Below are 25,250 nucleotides of genomic sequence, written 5' to 3'. Positions count from 1 at the left end.
GACGGTGAAGCTGGGCGACGGAGCGACCGGCACGGTCGTCGTCTCCAAGCGCCAGGATCGGGCCGTGTTCGTGGTCTCCGGGATGGCCCCGCCGCCCGAGGGCAAGACGTACCAGCTGTGGTTCGACGACGGCGGGAAGATGCGCTCCGCGGGGCTGATGGAGCCTGGCCGCAGCGGGCAGACGGTGCTGATGAGCGGTGCGGTGGGCGGTGCGTCCGGCATGGGCATCACCGTCGAGCCGGCTGGCGGCTCCGCACAGCCGACCTCCGCCCCGCTGGCCCTGATGCCGCTGCCCGCCTGAGGCGTACGCCGCCCGGCCACCGACGTGTCGGTGGCCGGGCGGCAGGCTCAATTGCGGGGCGGTCGTGGGAAGAAGCCGCTCGTGCGGGCCACATAGTCGTCGTATCCCGGACGGCTGGACATGTGCTGTTCGAGGAGGCGCTGTCCGCTGCCCCGGGTCAGGAGCAGGGACATGACGAGCGGCGCGACGACGACGGTGGCGGCGACGGCGAGCGGGCCGACCGCGAACAGGAAGAGGCCCCACCACACAAGGAAGTCGCCGAAGTAGTTCGGGTGGCGGGTGTAGCGCCACAGGCCCCGGTCCATGATCCGGCCCCGGTTCGCCGGGTCGGCCTTGAACCGGGCCAGCTGCGCGTCGCCGACCGCCTCGAAGAACAGCCCCACCGCCCACAGCGCGACGCCCGCCCAGGCGAGCGGGCCCATCGGTTCCGGTACATAGTGGGCGGCCTGGACCGGCAGGGACACCAGCCAGACCAGCGCGCCCTGCAGCAGGTAGACCATGCGCAGCGCATACAGGTGCGGGTCGCCGGAGGCCTTGGCCAGCATGCGGGCGTAGCGCGGGTCCTCCCCGTGGCCCCGGCCGCGGCGGGCGATGTGCGCGGCCAGCCGAAGACCCCATACGGCCGTCAGCACGGTGACGAGGGTGCGCCGGACCGGGTCGCCGCCCGCGCCGGCCGAGGCGATGAGGCTCACCAGGGCGACGGCGGTGAAGCCGAGGCCCCAGGCGATGTCGACGATCCGGTGCATGCCCTTGCGCACGGCGACACCGAAGGTGACGAGCATGACGGCGAGCGCGGCGAGGGCGGACCAGGGCAGGCCGGCCGCGAAGTCACCCCAGAGGAATCCGTTCACAGCCGGTCCAATCCCGTGTACCAGTTCCAGGGAGTCGGCGGGCGGCTGTCCTGCCCGTCGGTGGCCGGGCGCTCGGCGAGGACCTGGTCCACGCCCATCCGCCGCTCCTCGAAGGCGAGCGCCCCGCCGACCAGATACAGCCGCCAGACCCGCGCCGTCTCCACTCCGACAAGGCCCACGACGTCGTCCCAGCGCTCTTCAAGGGTGTGGTGCCAGGCCTCGATCGTGCGGACGTAGTGCTCCCGCATGGATTCCGTCGAGCGGACCTCAAGGCCCGCCGTCTCCAGGAATGAGACGGTCTCGCCGAGGGGGCGCATATGCATGTCCGGGGCGATGTACGCCTCGATGAACGCGCCACCTCCGGGGGCCGTCGCGCCCCGGGACATCTGCTGGACGAGGACGCGCCCCTGCGGGCGGAGCATCCGGTGCAGCGTGGCGGCGAAGCCGGGGTACTCGGCGTCGCCGACATATTCGCCCATCTCCACGGTGGCGACCGCGTCGTACCCACCGCCCGCGATGTCGCGGTAGTCCTGGCAGAACACCTCGACCCGGTCGCCGAGGCCGCGGGCGCGCACCTGCTCGCGTACGTGCGTGGCCTGTTCCCTGGCGAGGGTCACGGCGGTGACGTGGGCCTTGTGGCGTTCGGCGGCGTGCAGGGTGAGGGAACCCCAGCCGCAGCCGATGTCGAGCAGCCGGGCGCCGGGCATGAGGTTGAGCTTGCGGCAGATCAGCTCCAGCTTGGCGCGCTGGGCGTCCGCGGGGCCGAACTCCGGTTCCTCGCCGACCCAGTAGCCGCACGAGTAGGCCATGGTCTCGTCGAGGAGCAGCCGGTAGAAGGCGTTGGACAGGTCGTAGTGGTGGCTGATGGCGGCGCGGTCGCGGGCTTTGGAGTGCAGGGCGCCGCGCAGCCGGGCCTGGGAGGCGGGCGGGGCCGGCGGCGGGCCCGCGACGCCGAGTCGGGCGGCGGCGCCGGCGGCGCGGAGCCGGTCGGCGAGGGAGAGCCGGGGTGCGCCCAGCTGTTGCTCCCGGGCGGCTGCCCAGATGGCGCGCAGCCCCTCGGCCAGGTCGCCCTCGACGTCCAGCTCCCCGGTGACGTAGGCCTGCGCGAGCCCCAACTCGCCCGGCTGCCACAGGAGTCGGCACAGGGCGCGCCGGGAGCGTACGACCACCACGGGGCCGTCGGCGGGGCCGGTCTCGCTGCCGTCCCAGGCGCGCAGCCGTACGGGCAGTGGGCCGCCGAGCGCGGATGCGGCGAGTGCCGCGAGGCGGTGGGCCGCCGCGGTCCGGGCGGGACGGGTGGTGGTCATCGGGCGGCGGCCTCCTTGGTGAGCAGGTACTGCTGGACGTCGAGGTAGCCGGAGCGGAACCCGGCCTCAGAGTAGGCGAGGTAGAAGTTCCACATGCGGCGGAACGTCGCGTCGAAGCCCAGCGCCTCGACCTCCCATGCCCGCTCGGTGAACCGTTCGCGCCAGAGCCTGAGCGTCTCGGCGTAGTGCGGGCCGTAGGGCTCGCGGCGGTCGACGGTGAGCCCGGTGTGATCGCGCATGGTCTCGGCGACGGCCCGCGTCGAGGGCAGCAGCCCGCCGGGGAAGATGTACTTGCCGATCCAGGTGTGCGTGGAGCGGGAGGCGAGCATCCGGTCGTGCGGCATGGTGATGGCCTGCAGGGCGGCCCGCCCGCCTGGGGCGAGGCGCGCGTCGAGGGTGCGGAAGTAGACCGGCCAGAACTCGGCGCCGACGGCCTCGATCATCTCGACGCTCACGACGGCGTCGTACGTGCCGCGTGCCTCGCGGTAGTCGCACAGCTCGACAGAGACGCGATCGGCAAGCCCGGCCGCCGCTATCCGTGTGCGGGCGAGGTCGCGCTGTTCGGCGGAGAGGGTGAGCGAGGTGACGTGGGCGCCGCGGGCGGCCGCGCGGATCGCCAACTCGCCCCAGCCGGTGCCGATCTCCAGGACTCGGCTGCCCTCGCGCACGTCGGCCAGGTCGAGCAGCCGGTCGATCTTGCGGTGCTGGGCGTCGGCGAGCAGGTCCCACCGTGCGGGAAGGGAACGGAAGACGCCCGAGGAATAGCTGAGGGTCTCGTCGAGGAACAGCGCGAACAGGTCGTTGGACAGGTCGTAGTGGTGGCTGATGTTGTCCCGGGAGCCGCCAGGGGTGTTGAGCTGCGCGCGCGGTCGGCGCGGCGCCCACAGCGCGCGCAATCGTTGCAGGGGCGCGGGGACCAGCTCGGCGGCGTGCGCGGCGAGCACGGTGAGGGCGGCGACCAGATCGGGGGCGTCCCACTCGCCCGCCATGTAGGACTCGCCGAACCCGATCAGGCCCTGCGCGCCGATCCGGCCGTGGAAGGCCCCCGGGTCGTGGACGTCGATCACCGGCCCGCCCTTGCCGAGTTCGGTGCCATCGGCGAACCGCACCCGCAACGGCAGCTGTTTCAGGGCTCGTCGGACCACGGCGGCGGCGATGACGGTACGGGGGCCGTGGCGGGGAGCGGGGGCGGCTATGTCGGGCCAGCGGATCGGGTCCGGTCCACTGGGACGACCGGCGGGGCCGACCGCTGTCCCACCCCCGGCGGAGGCGGCGGGCGGCTCGGCGGTGCGGGGCTCGGCTGTCGTCATGAAGCGTTCTCCGGGGTCCTCGGTTCGGGTACGAGTGGTTCGGTTGGCACAGCTGGTTCGGGTCGCGGCTGTACGGGCAGTCCCCGCAGGTAGAGGCGGATGCCGTGCCACCGGATCGCGGCGGACACGGCGAGCGTGGACCACGGGTGGCGCAGGGCGAGCCGCAGCAGGGTGCTCGTACGTACTTCGCGGCGAAGGCCCCGGACGGTTGCGGTGAAGGGCCTGCCGCCGTCGCGCTCCAGGTGCGCGGTCAAGTCGAGTCGGTCGCCGGGTGCGGGCAGCCGCATGCGGTAGCGGCCGTCGACGGGGAAGAACGGCGATACATAGAACGCCTTGCCGGTCACCGCCCGGCCCTCGGCGTCAGGGCGCAGCAGGTAGCAGTGGCGGCCGCCGTACGTGTTGTGCACCTCGGCGACGACGTAGCGCGGGGTGCCGTCGGGGCCGTGGCACCAGTAGACCGTCAGCGGGTTGAACACGTACCCGAGGACGCGGGCATGGGTGAGCATCAGGACCTGGCCGCCGTCCAGGTCCACGCCGTGCCCGGCCAGGAACGCGTCGAGTCCGGCGCGGATCGTCGGACGGTCGCCGTCGAAGTGGTCGCGGGCGTCGAAACGCGCCAACGGCCGCAGGGATGCGGGCAGTTCGGGCGGGCGGTCGGGGTCGATCAGCCACATGTAGGAGCGGTGGCGCAGCGCGTACCGCCACGGGGCGGTACGGACGTGCGCGATCGCCACGCTGTACAGGGCCGGGGCCGGGTCGGTGGTCACCAGCGCACTCCGAGCGCCGCGGCGGCCGCGACGCCGGAGCGGCAGCCGTCCTCGTGGAACCCCCAGCCGTGGTACGCCCCGGCGAACGCCGTGACGGGGGTGCCGAGTTCGGGCAGCCGCTGCTGGGCGGCCACCGACTCCGGGGTGTAGACCGGGTGTTCGTACACCATGCGGGCCCGGACCAGGTCCAGGTCGACACGGTCCTCGCCGCCGAGCGTGACCACGTACGTCTCGGGTGCGTCCAGGCGTTGGAGCCGGTTCATGTCGTAGCTGACCCGGACCCGGTCGGAGCCCGCCGTGCAGGACGGCATCAGGTAGTTCCAGGAGGCGCGGGCGCCCCGGGCGCGCGGCAGCAGGCTGGTGTCGGTGTGCAGGAGCGTGGTGTTGCGGGAGTACCGGAACGCGCCGAGGACTTCCTTCTCCTGCGCGGTGGCGTCGGCGAGGAGCCGGAGCGCCTGGTACGGGTGGGTGGCGACGACCACCGAGTCGTACGACCGCACGACACCGTCGGCAGCGGTGACACGGACGCCGTCCGGGTGCCGCTGAACGGCACGGACCGGAGTCGCGAGGCACACCTCGTGCAGGGCGCGGGCCACCCGCTCGACGTACGTGCGCGAGCCGCCGCTGACGGTGCGCCAGGTCGGCGATCCGCCGACGGAGAGCAGTCCGTGGTGGCGCAGGAAACGGAACAGATACGCGGCCGGGTAGCGCAGGGCGGTGGCGGCATCGCAAGACCAGACGGCCGACACCAGCGGCGTCATGAAATGCGTACGGAAGTACGGGGAGAATCTCTCGCGGTCCAGGAACTCGCCGAGGGTGAGCGACGCTTCGGCGTCCCGCGCGAGCACTCGGCGCGCGGCCCGGTGGAAGGCGGGCACCTGGGCGAGCAGCCGCAGATGCCGTGCGCTCAGGGCGTTTCGGGGCCGGGCGAACAACCCGGCCGGGCCGCGCGCACCGGCGTACTCCAGGCCGCAGCCCTCGCACCGCACCGACAGGCTCATCTCCGACTCCTGTGTGGTGACTCCGAGTTCGGCGAACAGCCGCAGCAGGTTCGGGTAGGTGCGGCGGTTGTGGACGATGAACCCGGAGTCCACGCGGTGCGCCGAGCCGTCGGGCGAGGTCAGGTCGTGGGTGTGGGCGTGCCCGCCGAGCCGGTCGTCGGCCTCGTACAGCGTGACGTGATGCGCGCGGGCGAGAATGTACGCGGCGGTGAGACCGGCCACACCGCTGCCTATCACCGCCGTACGCGGCCGGCCCCGGCCTTGGGGAGCCGGGAACCTCTCGGCCTCGCCCGACGTAATCGCTGACCCCATGGACATCGTCGTTCCTCTCCGGCCCGCGGGTGCGGTCTCACAGGTAATCCGGAGGCGGCGCGGTGGCGGATTGGAAGAGTGCGCAGCTTTTCCGGTGAACCAGCCGTACGGCTCGACGGAAGGCCATGGCCTGCCGACAGGACTGTGCGGCCGCGGGGACCCACTCCCGCGGCCGCACACCTCCCTCACGCAGCCCGGCGGCCGGCAGCAGGCGGCCGGACTCCCCGTGGGCTCTCAGGCGTCAGTTCTCGTACGTCACTTCGGCATCAGGACCGAGTCGATGATGTAGACGTTGGCATTGGCGGTCTTGACGTTGCCGCAGACGACGTTGGCCGAGTCGGCGACCTTGAAGGACTCACCGGAGCCGGTGGTGGTCACCTCGGTCTTCGCCAGGGTCTCGAACGTCCCGTTCTCCAGGTCCTTCGGGGCGAGCTTCTGACCGACCACGTGATGGGTGAGGATCTTGGTGAGCTGCGCCTTGTCGTTGAGGACCTTGTCCAGGTCCGCCTTCGGGATCTTCGCGAAGGCGTCGTTGGTCGGGGCGAAGACCGTGATGTCCTTCGCGTTGTTCAGGGTGTCGACCAGGCCGGCCTTCTTCACAGCGGTGACCAGCGTCGACAGGGCCGGGTTGTTGGACGCGGCGGTGGCCACCGGGTCCTTCGCCATCCCGTCGAACGAGCCCGCGCCGTCCTTCGGCACCGACGCACACGCCGGACCGAACGGCCCGTCCATGCCCTCGGCGTCGTCAGTGGGGGCCTGGGGCTCCTTCTCCTTGTCCTTCGACGCGGGGGCCGAGGCGCTGTCGGACGCCTTGTCCTGGGAACCGCTGTCGGAGCAGGCGGCCAGGGCGAGCGGCAGCATGGCAGCAGCGGCGACAGCGACGGCGGCACGACGGACACGATTCTGCATGGCAATCCCTCATCGATCGGATGCGTAAGAGCCCTGCGCTCTCATCGCCGGTAATCCGAGGCGAGTACGGAGGCGGATTGGCCCCTTCTCAAAAAACTTCCGCCGCCACCCGTCCGGGCCAACCGCCAAGCCGGAACCGGCGCGAGAACGGATTCACCACATGAACGACGACATGAACGACAACGTGGACGACGACATGAACGACCACATGGACGGCGACAACAGACGCAGGCCGAGCCTGAAACGACTCTCACTCGGCGCTCTTTGCGGCCTGCTCGCCGGGTACGCGGCCATCGCGGTCGCCGAACTCGTATCGGCAGCCGTGCGGCCCGAGTCGGGGCCGGTCATCGCGGTCGGCGGCGCGGCCATCGACCGTACGCCGACGCCCGTGAAGGACTGGGCGATCCGTCAGTTCGGCGAGAGCGACAAGCTGGTGCTGCAACTCGGCATCCTCGTCGTGCTCTGCGGCCTGGCGCTGTTCCTCGGGGTTCTCGCGAGCCGATGGCGCCGTGTCGGCTCGCTCGGCATCCTCGCGTTCGGCGCAGTCGGCGCGCTGGCCGCCACCAGCCGACCCGACTCGACGAGCGTGGCCGACGCCCTGCCGTCCACGGTCGGCGCGGTGGTCGGGGCGTTGCTGCTGTACTGGCTGACCGGCCGCCTCGGACCGGCCGCGGCCCCCGCCACCGCAGGGGAGGAAGCAGACCGGCCCGGCTTCGACCGTCGCGCGTTCGTCATCGCCGCGACCGCCGCAGCCGCCGCGTCCACCGGCGCGGGGCTCGCGGGCCGCGCTCTGAACCGTTCGCAGGCGGGCAGCGCGGCCGCCTCGCGCAAGAGCGTCCTGCTGCCCGCGCCGTCGTCCAAAGCCGCCCCCACACCCCCCGGAGCCGCACTGCGCATCAAAGGCATCAGCCCGTACCTGACGCCCAACGACGACTTCTACCGCGTCGACACCGCCCTCGTCGTACCCAAAGTCGACGCCACCACCTGGAAGCTCCGCATCCACGGCAAGGGCGTCACCCGCGAACGGACCCTGACCTTCGACGACTTGCTGAAGATGCCGCTCGTCGAACGCACCATCACCCTGAACTGCGTCTCCAACGAGGTCGGCGGTCCGTACATCGGCAACGCCCGCTGGATCGGCGTCCCCCTCGCCCGCCTGCTCCGGCAGTACGGCGTCCGGCCGCCGTCCGAGGGCGGGCCCGCCGACCAGCTCGTGGCGCGCTCCGTGGACGGCATGACGATCGGCACCCCCGTCGAGGACATCATGGACGGACGCGACGCGATGCTCGCCGTCGGCATGAACGGCGATCCCCTGCCGTTCGTCCACGGCTTCCCCGTACGCATGCTGGTGCCCGGCCTCTACGGCTACGTCTCCGCCTGCAAGTGGATCCAGGACATCGAACTGACCACCTTCGACGCGTACGACACGTACTGGGTGAAGCGGGACTGGGCGCAGCGCGCACCGGTCAAGACCCAGTCCCGTATCGACACCCCCAAGCCGTTCGCCCGCCCGGCGGCCGGCACCGTGATGATCGCCGGGGTCGCCTGGGCGCAGCGCCGCGGCATCACCAAGGTCGAGGTCAGGGTCGACGACGGCCCCTGGAAGGAGGCCCGCCTCGCCGCCGAGGACACCCGCGACACCTGGCGGCAGTGGTCGTACGAGTGGACGGCCGCCAAGGGCTCCCACACCCTGACCGTCCGTGCCACCGACGGCACGGGCGAGACCCAGACCGAGAAGCGCACCCGCACCATCCCGGACGGCGCTTCGGGCTGGCACTCCGTCGTCGTCACCGTCGACTGACCCGTGGGGCCGGCGGCCGGAAACCGGGAAAGATCCGCATCCGATACATCCGCCGCCCGACCCGCTCCGAATTACCCGTAGGTGGATGCGGAACGTCAGGCCGAGGACCTCGGTCTTCCTCCTCCACCCGGCTTGGCAGCCAACCCAGGGCGCGGCGGGTTCTGAGAGCCTTCCGCCGCCCGGAGAGGTTCGATCATGACTGCTCTACGTGTGCGCAAGGCTCTCGTCGCCGCCGCGGTACTGGCACTGCCCGCCTCGATGGCACTGTCCACATCCGCCTCTGCGCAAGGCATGGACGGGCCGTTCGGTCCGGCGTGCGCGTCGGTGCCGAAGGACGGGGCGGGCTCGTTCGACGGCATGGCCAAGGACCCGGTGGCGACCGCCGCGTCGAACAACCCGGCCCTGTCGACGCTGGTCACCGCTGTGAAGAAGGCCGGTCTCGTCGACACCCTGAACAACGCGAAGGACATCACGGTCTTCGCCCCGACCAACGACGCCTTCGCCAAGATCCCGAAGGCCGACCTCGACAAGGTCCTCAACGACAAGGCACAGCTCACCAAAATCCTCACGTACCACGTCGTGGGTGAGCGGATCACTCCGGACAAACTCCAGGACGGAACCTTCAAGACTCTGCAAGGCGGGGAGCTGACCACCGCCGGCTCGGGCGAGAAGTTCAAGGTGAACGACTCGGCGAACGTGGTCTGCGGCAACGTCAAGACCGGCAACGCCCACGTCTACATCATCGACACCGTCCTCATGCCCAAGAGCTGAGGCCCCCCGTCACAAGGCGGTGCAGCGCCCGCTGCACCGCCTTGTGACGGGGGCGTCCGGGGCGTCAGGTGACCTGGGCGCGGGTGGCGTACCGGACGTCGCGCCACACCTCGGAAGAGAGGACGTCGCGCAGTTCCTGCACCGCGTCCCACACGTCGACGTAGCGCACGTAGAGCGGGGTGAACCCGAAGCGCAGCAGGTCCGGTGCGCGGAAGTCGCCGATGACGCCGCGGTCGATGAGCGCCCGCATCACGGGGTATCCGTCCGCGTGCCGCACGGCGACCTGGCTGCCGCGGGCGTCCGCGTCACGCGGGGAGGCGATGTCCAGGCCGAGCCCCGCGCACTCCTGGTCGACGAGTTCGATGAACAGGTCCGTCATCCGCAGGCTCTTGGCCCGCAGCAGGTCGAGGTCGACGCGCTCCCAGATGTCGAGGCTCGCCTCCAGCGGTGCGTACGACAGCAGTTGGGGGGTGCTGCAACGGAACCGGGTGATGCCGTCGGCCGGGCGGTAGTCGGTGGCGAACGCGAAGGGGTTGGCGTGACCGTGCCAGCCGGACAGCGGCTGCCGGGCCACGTCCTGGTGCCGTGCGGCGACGTAGAGGAAGGCCGGAGAGCCGGGGCCGCCGTTCAGATATTTGTAGGTGCAGCCCACGGCGAAGTCGGCCCGGCAGTCGCCCAGGTGGACGGGGAGGGCGCCGACGCTGTGGCAGAGGTCCCACACGACCAGGGCGCCGTGCCGGTGCGCCAGCTCGGTGACCGTGACCATGTCGTGCAGGCGTCCGGTGCGGTAATCCACGTGGCTGAGGACGACGACCGCCACGTCCTCGTCGAGTGCGTCCTCCAGCGTCGGCCCGCCGGCGCCGATCAGGCGTCGCTCGTAGCCGTCGAGCAGCCCGGTGGCGCCCTCCATCATGTAGAGGTCGGTGGGAAAGCTGCCCGCCTCGGAGACGACGACCTTGCGGTCGGGGCGCATCGCGAGGGCGGCGGCGAACACCTTGAACAGGTTGATCGAGGTGGAGTCGCAGACCACGACCTCACCCGTGCCGGCGCCGATCAGCGGGGCGATGCGGTCGCCGAGCACCCCGGGCTTGTCGAACCAGCCGGCGTCGTTCCAGCTGCGGATCAGGCCCTGCCCCCACTCGGTCTCGACCATGTCGGCGACCCGGCCTGCGGCGGTCTGCGGCAGGGCGCCGAGGGAGTTGCCGTCCAGATAGATCACCCCCTCGGGGAGGACGAACTCTTCGCGCAGGGACGCGAGCGGGTCATCGGCGTCGTACTGCTCGCACTCGGATCGTGTCGTGGGCATCGGGTCTCTCTTCTCCGTCACAGGGTCAGCAGGTCGTGGCCGACGACGACGTCGCCGTCGAAGCCGTGGGAGGCGTGCTTGCGCCAGGTCTCGTCGGGGATGTCGACGTCCGTGGGGACGAAGTGGGACAGGACGAGTGTCCTCACCCCGGCTTCCTGGGCGATGCGTCCGACTCGGTCGACGTCGGTGTGGCTGGCGAGCAGGTGCTGCCGCAGGGTCTTGCCGTTGAACTCGGCCACCATGGCGTCGACGGCCGGCAGGTACATCACTTCGTGGACCAGGACGTCCGCTCCGGAGGCGAGCCGGATCAGGTTCTCCGACGGGGCGGTGTCCCCGGAGATGACGATGGAACGGTCGGCCGTGTCGAACCGGTAGGCGAGGGCGGTCGCGATCGGCGGGTGGTGCACCAGCGTGGCGGTGACCCGGACGTTCTCGTCCTCGTGCACCACGCGTGCCTCGGTGATCTCGGACGGCGCGATGAGGTCGCCCAGCGGCGGCAGGCCCTCGTCGGCGATGCGGGTGTCGATGTCGAACCGGTTCATGGCCAGGAACTGTTCGGTCATCCGCGTGAGCGGCGGAGGGCCGTAGGCGGGAACTCTGCGTTCGAGGTTGGCCGCCCAGGCGAGCAGGAACAGGTTGCCGTAGTCGGCGTTGTGGTCGGAGTGGTGGTGCGTGATGAACACTCCGCGCAGGGACGACAAGGGCACTCCGGCCAGGGCCAGTTGGCGGGCGACGCCGTTGCCGCAGTCGACGACATAGCTCGCCCCGTTGACGACGATGACCTGGGCGGGAGCGCTGCGGGTCCGCTTGGGGGCCGGGCCGGCGGCGGTGCCGAGAAGGGTCAGTTGCGTACTCATGTGATGCTCCTGAGAGTTGTACGTACGTTCAGTCGGCCGTGGTCTGAGGGGTCAGGTCGCTTTCCGCCCCGGCGTCACGGCGGGCCTGGACGACCGCATCGGCATGCTTGTGGCGCACGAGCCACAGGGCGGCGCCCGCCACCAGCCAGCACGCCAGCGCCACCGCGGCCGGCCCGGTCAGCTTGTCGAGGAGCAGGTACGCCTGGACGGCCAGCACGACCGTGCCGAGAGCCACGGTGATGAGGTGCAGGCGCCAGGGCATCCGGAACGGCGCGGCCTCGTACAGCCTCGGGTAACGGGCCCGCAGCCGGCAGGACGAAATGATCATGATGGCGAGCATCGGCGTGGCCGCGACCGACACCATGCCGGCGATGGAGGCGACGCTGAACCCGATCACCACCGGAACCGCACCGATGAGGTAGAGGCCGAAGAGCAGCCAGTGCGGTGTGCCGTAGCGCTCGTTCACGGCGCCGAGCCGCGGCGGCAGCCAGCCGTCGCCGATGGCGGCGAGCACAGGCTTGGTCGCGGTGAGCAGCAGCGAGTTCATGTGGCCCACCACGGACGCGAGGGCTCCGCCCAGGATGAAGAAGGCGAAGCCGCCCGGCGACAGGACGTGATCGGCCACCACCGACATGGGCTTGCCCGCGACATCGGGCACCGGCAGTACGCCGACCGACGGGATCGCGAGGAACACGTACAGGACGGCGGAAAGGACGATGCCGCCGATCATCGACAGCGGGATGTCGCGCCCCGGCCGCTTCATCTCGCGCCCCAGCTCGGCGACGTACGTGCTGCCGGTGACGGCGAAGGTGAGCAGAGCGGCCGCCGTGAGCAGGTTCCCTGTGCCGTTCGGCGCGACCTCGCCCAGCGTGCTCCACTCGACTTGCGGCAGCCCGGCGAACCCGTAGAGCAGGAACGCCGCGAGCATGACGAAGGCGAGGACGATTCCCAGGCGGTTGGAGAACGCGGCGCCGGCCAGATTCGCCAGGAAGAACACCGTGATCAGCCCGAGGGCCAGCGGCCGCGCCGGCACGGACGGAACCAGGCTGTGCAGGTAGTCGGCCCCCGCCAGCGCCATCAGGCTCAGCTGGATGGTGACCAGGACCGAGAACCACATCGTGGTGAAGCCCATGGACGGCGAGATCAGGCGGGCCGCGTAGCTGTACCGGCCGCCGGTCACCGGCATGGCACTGCCGAGCACCGCGACCGGCATTGAGTAGACGATCACCATCACGGCTGCGATGGCGAAGGCCAGGGGCGCTCCGCCCCCGGTGAGAGCGACGGCCACACCCATCAGGGCTATGACCCCGCCGCCTACGATCTGGTGGAAGGAGACGCCCAGTGCCTGGGGCAGCGTGATACTGCGCTTCAGGTTGGCCTCGACGTCAGGTACGCGTACGGGGGATGTCATGCGTCCCTGCTTTCTGCTGGGGCCCTGTGACGAGGGGCGTTCCAGCCCCGGCACACCCGTGTGTGCTCGCCGCCACATCGTGACGCTCATCGTGACCTCTGGGAGTCATGCCCGGCCAATGCCAACTTGGCTCGATGCCATAGCCGTACGGTCATAGCGCCGCGCTTCCTTCACCGATGAATACGCCAGATCGCGCGCGATCCGCCACCTATGCCCTGACGGGTATGGCTGAGCTCCAGATGGCGAGTCCCCCGCTATAGGGTTCCTTCATGGACATGCCTCGCCTGCTGGACGGACGCCTCAAGCTCCGTCATCTGATCCTGGTCGACGCGCTCACCGAGCAGGGCAGCGTCGTCGGCGCCGCGGCCGCCCTCCATGTGACGCAGCCTGTGGTGACCCGTGGGCTGCACGATCTCGAGGCCATCCTGGGGGTGACGCTGTACGACCGCGGGCCGCGCGGGATCACGCCGACCGTCTTCGGTGCGGCGTTCACCGACCACGCCCGCGCCGTTCTCGCGCAGCTGCGGCAGGCGGCGCGCCATATGACCGAGATCGCGGAAGCCGACCGCGGGACCGTGGTGGTCGGCACCCACCTCGCAGGGTCCAACCTTCTGCTGCCCCGGGCCATCGCGGCGGTGAAGGAAAGGCACCCGCTGCTGACGGTCGTGGTGCGCGAGGCGACGCCGGAGGTACTGCTGGTCGGCCTGGAGGCCGGGCGGGTCGACCTGATTCTCGGCCGGCTCACCTCCCTCGCCGGCGACACCACGGTCCGGGAGAGTCTCTACGAGGAGTCCGTGAAGGTCGTCGTCGGCGAGGCCCATCCGCTGAGCGACCGCGCAGAGGTCGGCCTCGCGGATCTGCTGGAGTACCCGTGGATCCTGCCCGGGACGGAGACGGTGCTGCGCCGCGAGCTGGAGGAGTTCTTCGTCCGTAACGGCCTGGCTCTGCCCGAGAACCGGGTGGAGTGCACCTCGTTCCTCACCGTTCGCCAGCTGCTGATCGAGACCGACGTCGTCGCCGTGCTGCCGGGCCTGATCGGCAGGGGCGACCCGCGCCTCGTCACGCTCCCCGTTCCGCTGGAGCCCATCGGGCACAGCGTGGGCGTCACCCTGCCCGCCGGCCGGCCGCTCGGCCCGTCGACGCAGAAGCTGCTGACGACGCTGAGGTCTGTCGCGGCCGAGCTGGAGGAGTCCTGAGTCACGTACAGGTACGCCTGGCAAGTACGCCGGGTATGCCTAAACGGGTATAGCCGAGTCGAAGATAGATATTAGACAGACATAGATCACCTGCCGGATGCTCCTTGTGCGGACCCAGAGTCGACGAACAAGGGGCAAGGCAGATGAATCCGGCGCACTACATAGGCGGGACCTTCCTTCCGCACAGCCACGCCACCACGATGCTTCCGCTGGTCGACCCGGTCGACGCCGCCGTCCGGGGGCAGGTTCCCGAGGCGGGCCGGGAGACGGTCGACGCCGCCGTCAACGCGGCCCGCACCGCGCTGAACGGCCCCTGGGGCGGAACCTCCGCCGAAGACCGGGCCGCCGCCCTGCGCCGGATCGCCGACGGCATCCAGGCGCGCTTCGAGGAGTTCGTCGACGCCGAGGTGGGCGACACCGGCAAGCCCCGCGAGCTGGCGGCCACCGTCGACATCCCCCGGGCGATCGGCAACTTCCGCGCCTACGCCGACCTCCTGTACGGCCGTCCCGAGCACCTGTACGCCACCGCGGTCCCGGGCTGGAGCGCGGGATCGGGCCAGGCCCTCAACTACACCGTCCGCCGCCCGCTCGGCGTGGTCGCGGTCGTCTCGCCGTGGAACCTTCCGCTGCTGCTGCTCACCTGGAAGGTGGCACCGGCGCTGGCGGCCGGCAACACCGTCGTCGCCAAGCCCTCCGAGGAGACCCCCACCTCGGCGACACTGCTCGCCGAGGTGATCGGAGAGGCCGGGCTGCCGGCCGGCGTGTTCAACCTCGTCCACGGCAGGGGCGCCGGCTCGGCGGGCGAGTACCTCACCACGCACTCCGACGTGGACGCCATCGCCTTCACCGGCGCCTCGGCCACCGGTGCCGCCATCATGCGCGGCGCCGCCGACCACATCACCCCGGTCTCCTTCGAACTCGGCGGCAAGAACGCCGCACTCGTCTTCGCCGACGCCGACATCGACGCGGCGGTCGACGGCACCGCGCGCTCCGCGTTCACCCACTCCGGGCAGATCTGCCTGTGCACCGAACGCGTCTACGTCGAGCGCCCGGTCTTCGAGGAGTTCGTCGCCGGGCTCGGGGAACGGGCCCGCGCCCTGACCGGTTACGGGCCCATGATCTCCGCCGCCCACCGCGACAAGGTGCTCTCCTACTACCGGCTGGCCGCCGACGAGAACGCGAAGATCGTCGCCGGCGGCGGGGTGCCGCACTTCGGCGACGCCAGGGACCAGGGCTTCCACGTCGAACCGACCGTACTGACCGGGCTGCCGCAGAGCTCCCGCGTCGTGCAGGAGGAGATCTTCGGCCCGGTGTGCCACGTCGCCCCCTTCGACACCGAGGAAGAGGCGGTACGGCTCGCCAACGACAGCCGCTACGGACTCGCCGCGACCGTGTGGACCACCGACCTGTCCCGCGCACACCGGGTCGCCCCGCAGATCGAAGCCGGGGTCGTCTGGGTCAACTGCTGGAACCTGCGCGACCTGCGGACCCCGTTCGGCGGCAGCAAGGACTCCGGCATCGGCAGGGAGGGCGGCGAACACTCGCTCGACTTCTTCTCCGAGCCGGTCAACGTGTGCGTCCAGGTCTGAGCCCAAGCCACCCTCCCCGTCAGAGTTGGAGTGAGACTCCGTGATCGACACCTCACCCGTCAGTGACCCGCCCCGCCCCGGCACCGCTGTGGACGCCGCCGTCGCCCGGCTGCTCGAAGCCCATGCCACCCGCACGCCCTGTGCGCCGGTGCGCGACCTGGTCGACGACATCGACACCGCCTACGCCGTGCAGGACCGGCTGACCGAGCACTGGCTCGCCGAAGGCCGCCGGCTCAGCGGCCGCAAGATCGGCCTGACCTCGCCGGCCGTACAGCACCAACTCGGCGTCGACGCCCCGGACTTCGGCATGCTCTACGCCGACATGGCGGTCCCGGACAGTGCGGAGATCCCCGCAGGAACGGTGCAGCAGGCCAGGGCGGAGGCCGAGGTCGCCCTCGTCCTCGAGGCCGACCTCACCCACGAACGGCACACCGTCGCCGACCTGTTGCGGGCCACCGCGTTCGCGCTGCCCGCCGTCGAGGTGTGCGGCAGCCGGATCCGCGACTGGGACATCACCCTCACCGACACCGTCGCCGACAACGCCTCCTCCGGTCTGTACGTCCTCGGCAGCCGCCCCGTGCCGCTGCGCGACGTGGACCTTCGGCTCGCCGGCATGGTCCTGGAACGCCGGGGCGAGCAGATCTCCACCGGAGCGGGCACCGCCTGCCTCGGCCACCCGCTCACCGCCGCCCTGTGGCTGGCCGACGCTCTCGTCCGTCTGGGCCGTCCGCTGCGCGCGGGCGACACCGTGCTGACCGGCGCACTCGGCCCGATGGTGCCCGTGGCACCGGGAGATGTGCTGCAGGCCCGCATCGACGGGCTCGGCGACGTCCGCGTCGCCTTCGCCCCCGACACCGCCGAGGAGGCATGACGATGAACCAACCGAACATCGCGGCGCTCGCCGAGACCCTGGACGACGCCACCCGCTCCGCCCGCACCACCGCCCGGCTCACCGACACCACACCGCTCGACATACCCACGGCCTACGCCGTCCAGCGGGCCGGCATCGACCGCAGGCGTGCGCGTGGCGAGTCGCTGATCGGCGTCAAGATGGGCTTCACGAGCCGCGCCAAGATGGCGCAGATGGGCGTCGACGACGTCATCTGGGGCCTGCTCACCGACGCCATGCTGGTCGAGGACGGCGGCGTCCTCGACACCGGTGGCCTCATCCACCCCCGGATCGAACCCGAGATCGCCTTTCTGCTGGGCCGCCCGCTGTCCGGGCGGATCTCCCCCGCCGAGGCGGCCCGCGCGGTCGCGGGAGTCGCGGTCGCGTACGAGGTGCTCGACTCGCGCTACGAGGATTTCCGGTTCACGCTGCCCGACGTCATCGCCGACAACGCCTCGGCGGCCCACTTCGGCAACGCCCCCTGGCACGACCCGGACGGTGTGCACCTCGGCAATCTCGGGCTGACCGTGGAGGTCGACGGCCGCCCGGTGGCCACCGGCTCGTCGGCGGCCGTCCTCGGCCACCCGCTGCGCTCCCTCACCGCTGCGGCCCGGCTCGCCGGCGACGCCGGGGTCGTGCTGGAGCCCGGCTTCGTGGTGCTCGCCGGCGCAGCCACAGCAGCCGTACCACTGCCCGCGAACGCGCACCTGCGGATCGCCGGCGCCGGCCTGGGCGCCGCGGAGGTGACGACCCGATGAGCACTGACCCGGGCGTCCTGGTCGAGGGCAAGGCACGACCCCGCGGCCGCTTTCCCCATCTGAAGCGTGCCGGTGACTTCGTCTACGTCTCCGGGACCAGTTCACGGCGGCCGGACGGCTCCTTCGCGGGGGCGAGTGCCGACGCGATGGGGACGACCAGTCTCGACATCCGCGAGCAGACCCGCACCGTCATCGAGAACATCCGCGACGTGCTGCGCGCCGCCGGAGGCGACCTGTGCGACGTCGTCAACATCTCCACGTACCTGGTCAGCATGAACGACTTCGGCGGCTACAACGAGGTCTACGCCGAGTACTTCGACGAGACCGGCCCCGCTCGTACCACCGTCGCAGTCCACCAACTCCCGCACCCGCACCTGCTCATCGAGATCGCCTGCGTCGCCCGCATCCCCCTCGCCACGTCCTGAGGAGCACCACCATGAACCTGCCGAAGATCACGAGCGGACTGCCGTTCAACTTCAGCCAGTGGATCGACGAGCACCGGGAACTGCTCAAGCCGCCCGTCGGCAACGTCCAGATCTGGCAGGACGCCAACCTGATGGTCACCGTGGTCGGCGGCCCCAACCAGCGCACCGACTTCCACGACGACCCGCTCGAGGAGTTCTTCTACCAGCTCCGCGGCAACATGGTGCTCCGCGTCATGGAGGAAGAGGGCAAGCCGCCGGTCGACGTCCAGATCAACGAGGGCGACGTCTTCCTGCTGCCGCCGCACGTGCGGCACTCCCCGCAGCGGCCCGAACCCGGCAGCATCGGCCTCGTCGTCGAGTTCGCCCGGCCGGAGGGCCAGCTGGACGCCTTCGAGTGGTACTGCGTCGACTGCCACCGCCTGGTGCACCGCTCGGAGCTCCAGCTCGCCTCGATCGTCGACGACCTGCCGCCCGTCTTCGAGGCCTTCTACGGCGGCGACCGCACCTGCCCGCACTGCGGCGCCGTGCACCCGGGCCGGCAGTGGCCCGAGGAGATGCGCCCGCGCACGCAGACCCGCGCATGACCCACACTCAGGAGACCTCCTTGTCGATCATCGACGTCCACGCGCACGTCTTCCCCCGCATCTCCGAATCCGAGAGCCGTATCCTCACCGGCTCCGGCGAGCCCTGGCTGCGCGTCCACCGCGACGGCACCGGCATGATGATGAGCGGTGCCGATGAGTACCGCCCCGTCACCGGGCCCCTGTGGGACCCGGAGCAGCGAGTGGCCGCCATGGACACACTCGGCGTCGATGTCCAGGCCGTCTCCTCCACCCCGCTGATGTTCGGATACGAAGCCGATCCCGCCCGTGCCTCGGAGTGGTGCGAGCTGGTCAACGAGCGCATCCTCGCCTACTGCGCCCAAGCCCCGGAACGACTGCTGCCGCTGTGCCAGGTGCCGCTGCAGGACCTCGCACTGGCCTGCGAGACGGTCTCCAAAGCAGCCGCCGCGGGACACCGAGGCGTCCACATCGGCAATCACATCGGCGACCGCTCACTGACGGACGAGGACATCACGGCGTTCCTCGTGCACTGCGCGGACGAGGGCGTGCCGGTGCTCGTACATCCCTGGGACATGCCCGGCGGCGAGCGGATGAGCCCGCACATGCTGAAGTGGCTGGTCGGCATGCCCGCCGAGACCCAGCTCACCATCCTCGGCATGGCCCTGGCCGGCACGTTCGAGCGGCTGCCGGAGTCGCTGAAGCTGTGCTTCTGCCACGGCGGCGGCAGTTTCGCCTACCTGCTCGGCCGAGCGGACAACGCCTGGCACCACCGCGACATCGTCCGTGCCGACTCACCCGAACCGCCCTCGGCGTACGTGCGTCGCTTCCACGTCGACTCCGCCGTTTTCGACCCGCGGGCGCTGCGGCTCCTCGTCGACGTGATGGGCCCGGACCGGGTGATGCTCGGCACCGACTTCCCCTTCCCCCTCGGGGAACAGGAGCCGGGATCGGTGATCCGGAACTGCCCCGGCCTGAGCGACGCCGAGCGCGCCCTCCTGCTCGGCGGCAACGCCGCCGCGTTCTTCTCCCTCGCCGGGAAGGGCACCGATGCGGAGGCGCTGTGTTCGTAGCGGGTGGACCGGACCGTCGCCGCCGCCTGGGGCACCGTCCGGAACGTACCGTTTTATGGTCCGACCATAGCCCAGTTGTGCCATAGTGATCCTCACATACGGCAAACGGGTTGTGGAGGTGCCGACGGTGGCCGAATGGCGTCCGGTTCGACAGTCGCGGACACATGAGCTCGTCCTGGAGAGCATCGAGGAGCAGGTGCTCGCGGGGCAGCTCAAGGCCGGCGACCGGCTTCCTCCCGAACGCGAGCTGGCCCCCGCCCTCGGAGTCAGCCGGTCCGCCCTGCGCGAAGCGCTCCGGGTGATGGAGACGATCGGCGTACTGGTGGCGACCGCCGGGCGCGGCCCGGACGCCGGCGCCCGGATGGTGCAGAACCCGGACAGCGCCCTGGGGCGACTGCTCCGGCTGCATGTCGCACTCGGCAGTTACAGCCTCGAGGACGTGATGGAGTCCCGGGTCGTCCTGGAGCGCTCCAGCTTCGAGGCGGCCGCCCGTTCCGCCTCCGAGGAGGAGTTGGACGAGGCCGCGGCCGTGCTGGAGCGCATGCAGGACCCCGCCCTCCCGGTCGGCGAGTTCAACGACCTGGACACGCGCTTCCACGTGCACATCGCCCGCAGCTCGGGCAACGAGCTGATCTCGACGCTGACCTCGGCTGTGCGCGAATCCGTGCGGACGCTGATTCTGGAGGCCGAGGAGGCCACCGGCGAGGACTGGCCGGAGACGGCCCGCGCGCTCAACGAAGAGCACACCGAGCTGCTGCGGCTGGTGCGGGCCGGCGACGGCCCGCGCGCCGCGGACCTGGTCGAGCGGCACATCCGCGGGTTCCACGGCACGCTCGTCGACGATGCCGCCACGCCCACGGCGTAGCGGCATCGTCCCGGCGCGGGTACGAGGACGTCAGGGCAGCATCCAGGACAGCACCGGCAGCGACTGCAGGTACACCAGGACGCACAGGACGGCGAGCATGGCGAGGCTGTAGCCGGCGACCTTGCGCAGCAGGACCCGTTCACTGCCCGGCACGCCGACGGCGGTCGCGGCGATGGTCAGGTTCTGCGGACTGACCAGCTTGCCGACCACCCCGCCCGACGTGTTCGCCGCGACGAGCAGCGTCGGATCGATGCCGGCCTTCTGGCCCGCGGTCTGCTGGAGCGTCGCGAAAAGCGCGTTCGCCGAGGTGTCCGAGCCGGTGACAGCCGTGCCCAGCCAGCCGAGGGAGGGCGAGAGGAGGGCGAAGATCCCGCCGGCCGCGGCCAGCCAGGTGCCGATGGCGACGGTCTGCCCCGACTGGTTCATGACGTAGGACAGGGACAGCACGGTCGCGACCGTGGCGATGGCGACGCGCATGTTCTTCACGGTGCGGCCGGCGGCCGTGGCGGCCATGCCCGCGGTCATCGGGAAGTGCTCGTCGCGGGTGAGGCGGTAGATCAGGGTGACGAGGACGCCGGAGACGATCAGCAGGGTGCCGGGGTTGCCGAGCACCTCCAGTTTGTAGACGGCGCTGTCGGCCGCCGAGCCGTCGGGGGCGAGGAGTGCGCCGTACAGGCCCGGCCATTCGATCTTCAGGTTCCAGATACCGAGGGCCGCGGGCACGTCGAGGGCGCCGATCTTCAGCTTGGCGAGCCCGAAGATCACGATGACCAGCAGGTACGGCAGGACGGCGAGCAGGACACGCCGCGGGGTGAGCTGCTGGTCGGCTTCGACCTGGGAGCGCTGGTCGTCCGGGGTGGTCGGCCGCCAGAAGCGCAGCATGAGCACGGCGACCGCGAAGCCGGCGAGCGCGGCGACGACGTCGGTCAGTTCGTACGCGAAGTGGGCCGAGCACCAGAATTGCGCGGCGGCGAAGACCGCTCCGGTGACCAGGGCGATCGGCCACAGCTGACGCACTCCGCGGAGCCCGTCGACCAGGAAGAGCAGCAGCAGCGGGACGAAGAGGGCGAGCAGCGGGCTCTGCCGGCCCACGACCGCGGCGATCTCCTCGGGCGGGATGCCGGTGAGGTTTCCGGCCGTGGTGATCGGGATGGCCATCGCGCCGAAGGCGACCGGGGCCGTGTTCGCCACGAGGACGGTGACGGCCGCACGCAGCGGCGGGAGGCCGAGCGCCATCAGCATGGCCGCGGTGATGGCGACGGGTGCGCCGAAGCCGGCGAGCGCCTCCAGGAGTCCGCCGAAGCAGAAGGCGATCAGCATGGCCTGGATCCGCAGGTCGCCGCGGCCGACCGCGCTGAAGGAGCGCCGTAGGTCCTCGAAGCGGTTGCTGACCACGGTGAGCTCGTAGAACCAGATGGCCGCGACCACGATGAGCATCACAGGGAAGAGGCCGAAGACCAGCCCCTGCGAGGCGGAGAGCAGTCCGAGGTCCACCGGCATGCCCATGCCGAACACGGCGACGAGCAGGGCGGTGATCAGCGCGCCGAGTGCGGACTGCAGCGCGGACCGCTTGACCACCATGAGCAGCAGGAAGAAGACACCCAGGGGCGCGAGGCCCAGCAGTGCCGTGCCGGCGAGACTGCCGCCGACGGCGTGCACGTCCGGGGTGTAGGCGGCGAGTGCCGCCCAGGGGTGTGCTGAGGCCACGAAAAGTACTCCTCGTCGAGTTCCGGACCACGCAACCGGAGGGCTCGTCTCACGGTGTGCGATGGGAAGCGACTGCTGCCTCTCGGCCGCTCCCCTTGGAGTGGCCACAGCTCAGGGCAGCGGGCGCACTCAGTAGCGCACCCACTAATGCCTGATGTCAATAAGGTCCGACCAAATTGCTGTCTGCGCCGATGACCTCAAAATCTGGATGACCCTGGCGACCTTGTGGCACGACGCTAGTATGGTCGGACCGTAAATCGAATCGCGAGACTGGATCGTGGAGGCCCTCCCTTGCGTATCGGACTCTTCGCCACCTGCCTGGGAGACACCCTCTTCCCCGACGCGGTCAAAGCCACCGCCATCGTGCTGAGCAGGCTCGGCCACGAGCTGGTGTTCCCGCCGGAGCAGACCTGCTGCGGACAGATGCATGTGAACACCGGCTACCAGCGTGAGCCGGTGCCGCTGGTGCGCAACTTCGCCGAGCAGTTCGGCGACTCCGCCATCGACGCCGTCGTGATGCCGTCCGGCTCCTGCGCGGGATCGGTCCGCCACCAGCACGAGATCATCGCCGAGCGGTACGGCGACCGAGCGCTTCGGTCGGGTGTCGCGCGCGTCAAGGCGAAGACCTACGAGCTGTCCGAGCTGCTCGTCGACGTCCTGGGCACCGTGGACGTCGGGGCCTACTTCCCGCACCGCGTCACCTACCACCCCACCTGCCACTCACTGCGCATGCTGCACGTCGGCGAGAAGCCGCTGCAGCTGCTGCGCGCCGTGGAGGGGATCGACCTGGTCGAGCTGCCGGAGGCCGACGCCTGCTGCGGCTTCGGCGGCACGTTCGCCGTGAAGAACGCCGACACGTCCACCGCCATGCTCCAGGACAAGATCACTCACGTGACCGCCACGGGCGCCGCCGTCTGCACGGCCGGAGACTCCTCCTGCCTCATGCACATCGGCGGCGGCCTGTCCCGCATCAAGTCGGGCACCCGGACCCTGCACCTCGCGCAGATCCTGGCCGCCACCCGAACCACGCCGTACGACGCCCTGACGGAGGCCGCACGATGAGCAGCACCTTCCTCGGCATGCCCGCCGCCCCGCCCCGCGCCCCGTACGGCGAGGGCAACCTGCGCGGCGACAAGAAGTTCCCCAAGGCCGCGCACACGGAGCTGCGCAACGAGCAGCTGCGCGAGAACCTGCACAGGGCGACGCACACCATCCGCGCCAAGCGGCTCGCGATGACCGGCGAACTCCCCGACTGGGAGCAGCTCAGGGCCGCCGGATCGGCGATCAAGACGGACACGATGAACCGGCTTCCCGAGCTCCTCGAACAGCTGGAGGAGAAGGTCACCGCGGCCGGCGGGACCGTCCACTGGGCACGGGACGCCGTCGAGGCGAACGCGATCGTGACCCGTCTCGTGGAGGCGACCGGCAGCAGCGAGGTCATCAAGGTCAAGTCGATGGCCACCCAGGAGATCGGGCTCAACGAACACCTGGAGGAGCGGGGCATCCAGGCCCACGAGACCGATCTCGCCGAGCTCATCGTGCAGCTGGCGCACGACAAGCCCTCGCACATCCTGGTCCCGGCGATCCACCGCAACCGCGACGAGATCCGGCAGATCTTCCTCAAGGGCATCCCCGGAGTCGACCCCGGCCTCGACTCCGTACCGGCGCACCTGGCCGCCGCCGCGCGTGCCTACCTGCGCGAGAAGTTCATGACGACCAAGGTCGCGGTCTCCGGAGCCAACTTCGGCATCGCCGAGACCGGCACCCTGTCGGTCGTCGAGTCCGAGGGCAACGGCCGGATGTGCCTGACCCTGCCGGACACTCTGATCACCGTCATGGGCATCGAGAAGGTGCTGCCCCGCTACAGCGACCTCGAGGTCTTCTTCCAACTGCTCCCCCGCTCCTCCACCGGAGAGCGGATGAACCCCTACACCTCGCTGTGGACCGGTGTCACCCCCGGTGACGGACCGCAGGACTTCCATCTCGTCCTGCTCGACAACGGGCGCACCGCCGCGCTCGCCGACTCCGTCGGCCGCGAGGCGCTCAACTGCATCCGCTGCTCGGCCTGCCTGAACGTCTGCCCCGTGTACGAACGCGCCGGCGGCCACGCCTACGGATCGACGTACCCCGGTCCCATCGGCGCGGTGCTCACGCCGCAGCTGGCCGGCATGCACGAGGCCAAGAACGACCCGAACAGCTCGCTGCCGTACGCCTCCACCCTCTGCGGGGCCTGCTTCGACGCCTGCCCCGTGAAGATCGACATCCCCTCGCTTCTCGTCGAACTGCGCCACCAGCACACCGAGCAGTCCGGCACCACCGCCGAGAAGCTGGCCATGAAGGCGGCCGGCGCGGTGATGTCCCGGCCCAAGCTGTACACGAACGCCCAGAAGGCAGCGGGCCTGGGCCGGGTCATCGCCGGCCGGGACCGGAAGATCTCGCACCTGCCACCGCCCTTCGACGGCTGGAGCGAGAGCCGGGACACCCCCGCACCGCCCAAGCAGACCTTCCGCTCCTGGCTCGCCTCCGCCGAGGGCGCCGCCACGCTGCGGAAGGCGGCGGCCGAGGGCACCGGCGCCCCCTCCCACCCGTCCACCGGCGAGAACCCCGAGGAACAGCGATGACCGACAAGACCGGCGCACGCGAGACGGTGCTCGGACGGATCCGCGACGCCCTGGCCCTCGCCCCGAAACCTGACGAGCAGGTCGAACGCGCCTACCGCACCGGCCGGACGCTGCCCGCCGAGGAGCGTCTCGACCTGCTGGTCGACCGGCTCGTCGACTACAAGGCCGTGGTGCACCCCTGTACGGCGGCCACCACGGCCAGCACGATCGCGCGGGTCCTGGCAGCACGCGGCGCCCGCACGGTGGGCGTGCCGGCCGGCCTCGACCGCTCCTGGCTGGCCGGGTTCGACGGCACCGTGCGGGAGGACTCCCCGGACGTACCGGCCCCGCGGCTGAACGACCTGGACGGTGTGGTGACGGCCTCCGCGGTGACCTGCGCCGAGACCGGCACCCTCTTCCTGGACGGCTCTCCCGACCAGGGGCGGCGCGCCCTGTCCCTCGTACCCGACCTGCACGTCTGCGTGGTCGACCTGTCGACCGTCGAGGTAGGCGTCCCCGAGGCGCTCGCCCGCCTCGTACCGGAACGCCCGACGACCCTCATCAGCGGTCCGTCGGCCACGTCCGACATCGAACTGGAGCGCGTGGAGGGAGTACACGGGCCACGCACCCTGGACGTGGTGATCCGGACAGACGTCTGAGAGCGCACCGGCGCGCCTGGACGCC

Annotated in this window: 24 protein-coding genes; 14 read left to right on the top strand and 10 right to left on the bottom strand. The window is 70.8% G+C overall.

Annotation, left to right across the window (positions count from 1 at the left end):
• On the top strand, window positions 1–301 hold a 301-nt coding region (locus QIS96_RS34905), incomplete at its 5' end, for an anti-sigma factor (RefSeq protein WP_282546868.1).
• 47 nt (window positions 302–348) lie between these two features.
• On the opposite strand, the gene QIS96_RS34900 is transcribed toward QIS96_RS34905, so the two are convergent.
• From QIS96_RS34900 to QIS96_RS34875, 6 genes are all read right to left on the bottom strand, one after another.
• Complete coding sequence (locus QIS96_RS34900; protein ID WP_282546867.1) at window positions 349–1,152, bottom strand: DUF1295 domain-containing protein; 804 nt, start codon at window positions 1,150–1,152, stop codon at window positions 349–351.
• Window positions 1,149–2,459: an SAM-dependent methyltransferase gene (locus QIS96_RS34895; protein WP_282546866.1), complete on the bottom strand. Its 1,311-nt coding sequence runs from the start codon at window positions 2,457–2,459 to the stop codon at window positions 1,149–1,151. The genes QIS96_RS34900 and QIS96_RS34895 overlap by 4 nt, the downstream gene beginning before the upstream one ends.
• Window positions 2,456–3,769, bottom strand: coding sequence for a class I SAM-dependent methyltransferase (locus tag QIS96_RS34890; RefSeq protein WP_282546865.1), 1,314 nt, complete (start codon window positions 3,767–3,769; stop codon window positions 2,456–2,458). Before QIS96_RS34890 ends, QIS96_RS34895 begins: the two co-directional genes overlap by 4 nt.
• Window positions 3,766–4,536 (bottom strand): DUF1365 domain-containing protein, encoded by a 771-nt coding sequence (locus QIS96_RS34885; RefSeq protein ID WP_282546864.1) that lies wholly within the window; start codon window positions 4,534–4,536, stop codon window positions 3,766–3,768. Before QIS96_RS34885 ends, QIS96_RS34890 begins: the two co-directional genes overlap by 4 nt.
• Window positions 4,533–5,849: an NAD(P)/FAD-dependent oxidoreductase gene (locus tag QIS96_RS34880; RefSeq protein WP_282546863.1), complete on the bottom strand. Its 1,317-nt coding sequence runs from the start codon at window positions 5,847–5,849 to the stop codon at window positions 4,533–4,535. Before QIS96_RS34880 ends, QIS96_RS34885 begins: the two co-directional genes overlap by 4 nt.
• 255 nt (window positions 5,850–6,104) lie before the next feature.
• Window positions 6,105–6,758 (bottom strand): fasciclin domain-containing protein, encoded by a 654-nt coding sequence (locus QIS96_RS34875; RefSeq protein WP_282546862.1) that lies wholly within the window; start codon window positions 6,756–6,758, stop codon window positions 6,105–6,107.
• 208 nt (window positions 6,759–6,966) lie between these two features.
• On the opposite strand from QIS96_RS34875, the gene QIS96_RS34870 reads away from it, so the two are divergent.
• The gene (locus tag QIS96_RS34870) at window positions 6,967–8,559 is read left to right on the top strand and encodes a sulfite oxidase (RefSeq protein ID WP_408907305.1); all 1,593 of its coding nucleotides are present in this window, start codon (window positions 6,967–6,969) and stop codon (window positions 8,557–8,559) included.
• Between the two features lie 195 nt (window positions 8,560–8,754).
• On the top strand, window positions 8,755–9,330 hold the full coding sequence (locus QIS96_RS34865; protein WP_282546861.1) for a fasciclin domain-containing protein: 576 nt from the start codon (window positions 8,755–8,757) through the stop codon (window positions 9,328–9,330).
• Between the two features lie 64 nt (window positions 9,331–9,394).
• Here the strand turns inward: QIS96_RS34865 and kynU are convergent, their stop codons facing one another.
• From kynU to QIS96_RS34850, 3 genes are read right to left on the bottom strand one after another with little or no spacing between them, the layout of a single operon-like run.
• The gene (gene kynU, locus QIS96_RS34860; RefSeq protein WP_282546860.1) at window positions 9,395–10,636 is read right to left on the bottom strand and encodes a kynureninase; all 1,242 of its coding nucleotides are present in this window, start codon (window positions 10,634–10,636) and stop codon (window positions 9,395–9,397) included.
• A gap of 17 nt (window positions 10,637–10,653) precedes the next feature.
• Window positions 10,654–11,493, bottom strand: coding sequence for an MBL fold metallo-hydrolase (locus tag QIS96_RS34855; RefSeq protein WP_282546859.1), 840 nt, complete (start codon window positions 11,491–11,493; stop codon window positions 10,654–10,656).
• A 28-nt stretch (window positions 11,494–11,521) separates the two neighbouring features.
• Entirely contained in the window at window positions 11,522–12,904 is a 1,383-nt protein-coding gene (locus QIS96_RS34850) for an APC family permease (protein ID WP_282546858.1), read from the bottom strand.
• Between the two features lie 269 nt (window positions 12,905–13,173).
• On the opposite strand from QIS96_RS34850, the gene QIS96_RS34845 reads away from it, so the two are divergent.
• The 8 genes from QIS96_RS34845 to QIS96_RS34810 all read left to right on the top strand — a co-directional run bounded on the left by QIS96_RS34845 (window position 13,174) and on the right by QIS96_RS34810 (window position 20,259).
• Entirely contained in the window at window positions 13,174–14,100 is a 927-nt protein-coding gene (locus tag QIS96_RS34845) for a LysR substrate-binding domain-containing protein (protein ID WP_282546857.1), read from the top strand.
• 143 nt (window positions 14,101–14,243) lie between these two features.
• Complete coding sequence (locus tag QIS96_RS34840) at window positions 14,244–15,689, top strand: 2-hydroxymuconic semialdehyde dehydrogenase (RefSeq protein WP_282546856.1); 1,446 nt, start codon at window positions 14,244–14,246, stop codon at window positions 15,687–15,689.
• A gap of 40 nt (window positions 15,690–15,729) precedes the next feature.
• Complete coding sequence (locus QIS96_RS34835) at window positions 15,730–16,560, top strand: 2-keto-4-pentenoate hydratase (protein ID WP_408907304.1); 831 nt, start codon at window positions 15,730–15,732, stop codon at window positions 16,558–16,560.
• Window positions 16,557–17,336: a 2-keto-4-pentenoate hydratase gene (locus tag QIS96_RS34830; RefSeq protein ID WP_282546855.1), complete on the top strand. Its 780-nt coding sequence runs from the start codon at window positions 16,557–16,559 to the stop codon at window positions 17,334–17,336. Before QIS96_RS34835 ends, QIS96_RS34830 begins: the two co-directional genes overlap by 4 nt.
• Window positions 17,333–17,761 carry a RidA family protein gene (locus QIS96_RS34825; RefSeq protein WP_282546854.1) on the top strand — a complete coding sequence of 143 codons (429 nt, stop codon included), beginning with the start codon at window positions 17,333–17,335 and terminating at the stop codon, window positions 17,759–17,761. The genes QIS96_RS34830 and QIS96_RS34825 overlap by 4 nt, the downstream gene beginning before the upstream one ends.
• Window positions 17,762–17,772: 11 nt before the next feature.
• On the top strand, window positions 17,773–18,345 hold the full coding sequence (locus tag QIS96_RS34820) for a 3-hydroxyanthranilate 3,4-dioxygenase (RefSeq protein WP_282546853.1): 573 nt from the start codon (window positions 17,773–17,775) through the stop codon (window positions 18,343–18,345).
• Entirely contained in the window at window positions 18,342–19,394 is a 1,053-nt protein-coding gene (locus QIS96_RS34815; RefSeq protein WP_282546852.1) for an amidohydrolase family protein, read from the top strand. The genes QIS96_RS34820 and QIS96_RS34815 overlap by 4 nt, the downstream gene beginning before the upstream one ends.
• A 118-nt stretch (window positions 19,395–19,512) precedes the next feature.
• The gene (locus QIS96_RS34810; RefSeq protein WP_282546851.1) at window positions 19,513–20,259 is read left to right on the top strand and encodes a FadR/GntR family transcriptional regulator; all 747 of its coding nucleotides are present in this window, start codon (window positions 19,513–19,515) and stop codon (window positions 20,257–20,259) included.
• 30 nt (window positions 20,260–20,289) lie between these two features.
• Here QIS96_RS34810 and QIS96_RS34805 read toward each other — a convergent pair whose 3' ends face one another.
• Window positions 20,290–21,966, bottom strand: a complete 1,677-nt coding sequence (locus QIS96_RS34805; protein ID WP_282546850.1) for an L-lactate permease — start codon at window positions 21,964–21,966, stop codon at window positions 20,290–20,292.
• A 291-nt stretch (window positions 21,967–22,257) separates the two neighbouring features.
• Here QIS96_RS34805 and QIS96_RS34800 point away from each other — a divergent pair, with 291 nt between their 5' ends.
• Genes QIS96_RS34800 through QIS96_RS34790 form a run of 3 tightly spaced genes read left to right on the top strand, consistent with a single transcriptional unit; the run spans window position 22,258 to window position 25,225 of the window.
• Window positions 22,258–23,028 carry a (Fe-S)-binding protein gene (locus QIS96_RS34800; protein ID WP_282546849.1) on the top strand — a complete coding sequence of 257 codons (771 nt, stop codon included), beginning with the start codon at window positions 22,258–22,260 and terminating at the stop codon, window positions 23,026–23,028.
• Complete coding sequence (locus QIS96_RS34795; protein WP_282546848.1) at window positions 23,025–24,587, top strand: LutB/LldF family L-lactate oxidation iron-sulfur protein; 1,563 nt, start codon at window positions 23,025–23,027, stop codon at window positions 24,585–24,587. The genes QIS96_RS34800 and QIS96_RS34795 overlap by 4 nt, the downstream gene beginning before the upstream one ends.
• Window positions 24,584–25,225: a LutC/YkgG family protein gene (locus QIS96_RS34790; RefSeq protein ID WP_282546847.1), complete on the top strand. Its 642-nt coding sequence runs from the start codon at window positions 24,584–24,586 to the stop codon at window positions 25,223–25,225. The genes QIS96_RS34795 and QIS96_RS34790 overlap by 4 nt, the downstream gene beginning before the upstream one ends.
• The last annotated feature ends 25 nt before the right edge of the window (window positions 25,226–25,250 follow it).

The sequence above is a fragment of the Streptomyces cavernicola genome, assembly GCF_029968035.1.
In the GTDB taxonomy this organism is placed as follows: Bacteria; Actinomycetota; Actinomycetes; order Streptomycetales; family Streptomycetaceae; genus Streptomyces; species Streptomyces cavernicola.
This window is presented reverse-complemented; position numbering and strand designations above follow the sequence as displayed.

Bases quoted from the DNA above. Each gene is read 5' to 3' on its own strand.
- QIS96_RS34795 (WP_282546848.1), top strand. From the start codon at position 23,025: ATGAGCAGCACCTTCCTCGGCATGCCCGCCGCCCCGCCCCGCGCCCCG.
- QIS96_RS34830 (WP_282546855.1), top strand. From the start codon at position 16,557: ATGACGATGAACCAACCGAACATCGCGGCGCTCGCCGAGACCCTGGAC.
- kynU (WP_282546860.1), bottom strand. From the start codon at position 10,636: ATGCCCACGACACGATCCGAGTGCGAGCAGTACGACGCCGATGACCCG.
- QIS96_RS34855 (WP_282546859.1), bottom strand. From the start codon at position 11,493: ATGAGTACGCAACTGACCCTTCTCGGCACCGCCGCCGGCCCGGCCCCC.
- QIS96_RS34815 (WP_282546852.1), top strand. From the start codon at position 18,342: ATGACCCACACTCAGGAGACCTCCTTGTCGATCATCGACGTCCACGCG.
- QIS96_RS34850 (WP_282546858.1), bottom strand. From the start codon at position 12,904: ATGACATCCCCCGTACGCGTACCTGACGTCGAGGCCAACCTGAAGCGC.
- QIS96_RS34890 (WP_282546865.1), bottom strand. From the start codon at position 3,769: ATGACGACAGCCGAGCCCCGCACCGCCGAGCCGCCCGCCGCCTCCGCC.
- QIS96_RS34880 (WP_282546863.1), bottom strand. From the start codon at position 5,849: ATGGGGTCAGCGATTACGTCGGGCGAGGCCGAGAGGTTCCCGGCTCCC.
- QIS96_RS34790 (WP_282546847.1), top strand. From the start codon at position 24,584: ATGACCGACAAGACCGGCGCACGCGAGACGGTGCTCGGACGGATCCGC.
- QIS96_RS34865 (WP_282546861.1), top strand. From the start codon at position 8,755: ATGACTGCTCTACGTGTGCGCAAGGCTCTCGTCGCCGCCGCGGTACTG.
- QIS96_RS34820 (WP_282546853.1), top strand. From the start codon at position 17,773: ATGAACCTGCCGAAGATCACGAGCGGACTGCCGTTCAACTTCAGCCAG.
- QIS96_RS34870 (WP_408907305.1), top strand. From the start codon at position 6,967: ATGGACGGCGACAACAGACGCAGGCCGAGCCTGAAACGACTCTCACTC.
- QIS96_RS34845 (WP_282546857.1), top strand. From the start codon at position 13,174: ATGGACATGCCTCGCCTGCTGGACGGACGCCTCAAGCTCCGTCATCTG.
- QIS96_RS34840 (WP_282546856.1), top strand. From the start codon at position 14,244: ATGAATCCGGCGCACTACATAGGCGGGACCTTCCTTCCGCACAGCCAC.
- QIS96_RS34875 (WP_282546862.1), bottom strand. From the start codon at position 6,758: ATGCAGAATCGTGTCCGTCGTGCCGCCGTCGCTGTCGCCGCTGCTGCC.
- QIS96_RS34895 (WP_282546866.1), bottom strand. From the start codon at position 2,459: ATGACCACCACCCGTCCCGCCCGGACCGCGGCGGCCCACCGCCTCGCG.
- QIS96_RS34825 (WP_282546854.1), top strand. From the start codon at position 17,333: ATGAGCACTGACCCGGGCGTCCTGGTCGAGGGCAAGGCACGACCCCGC.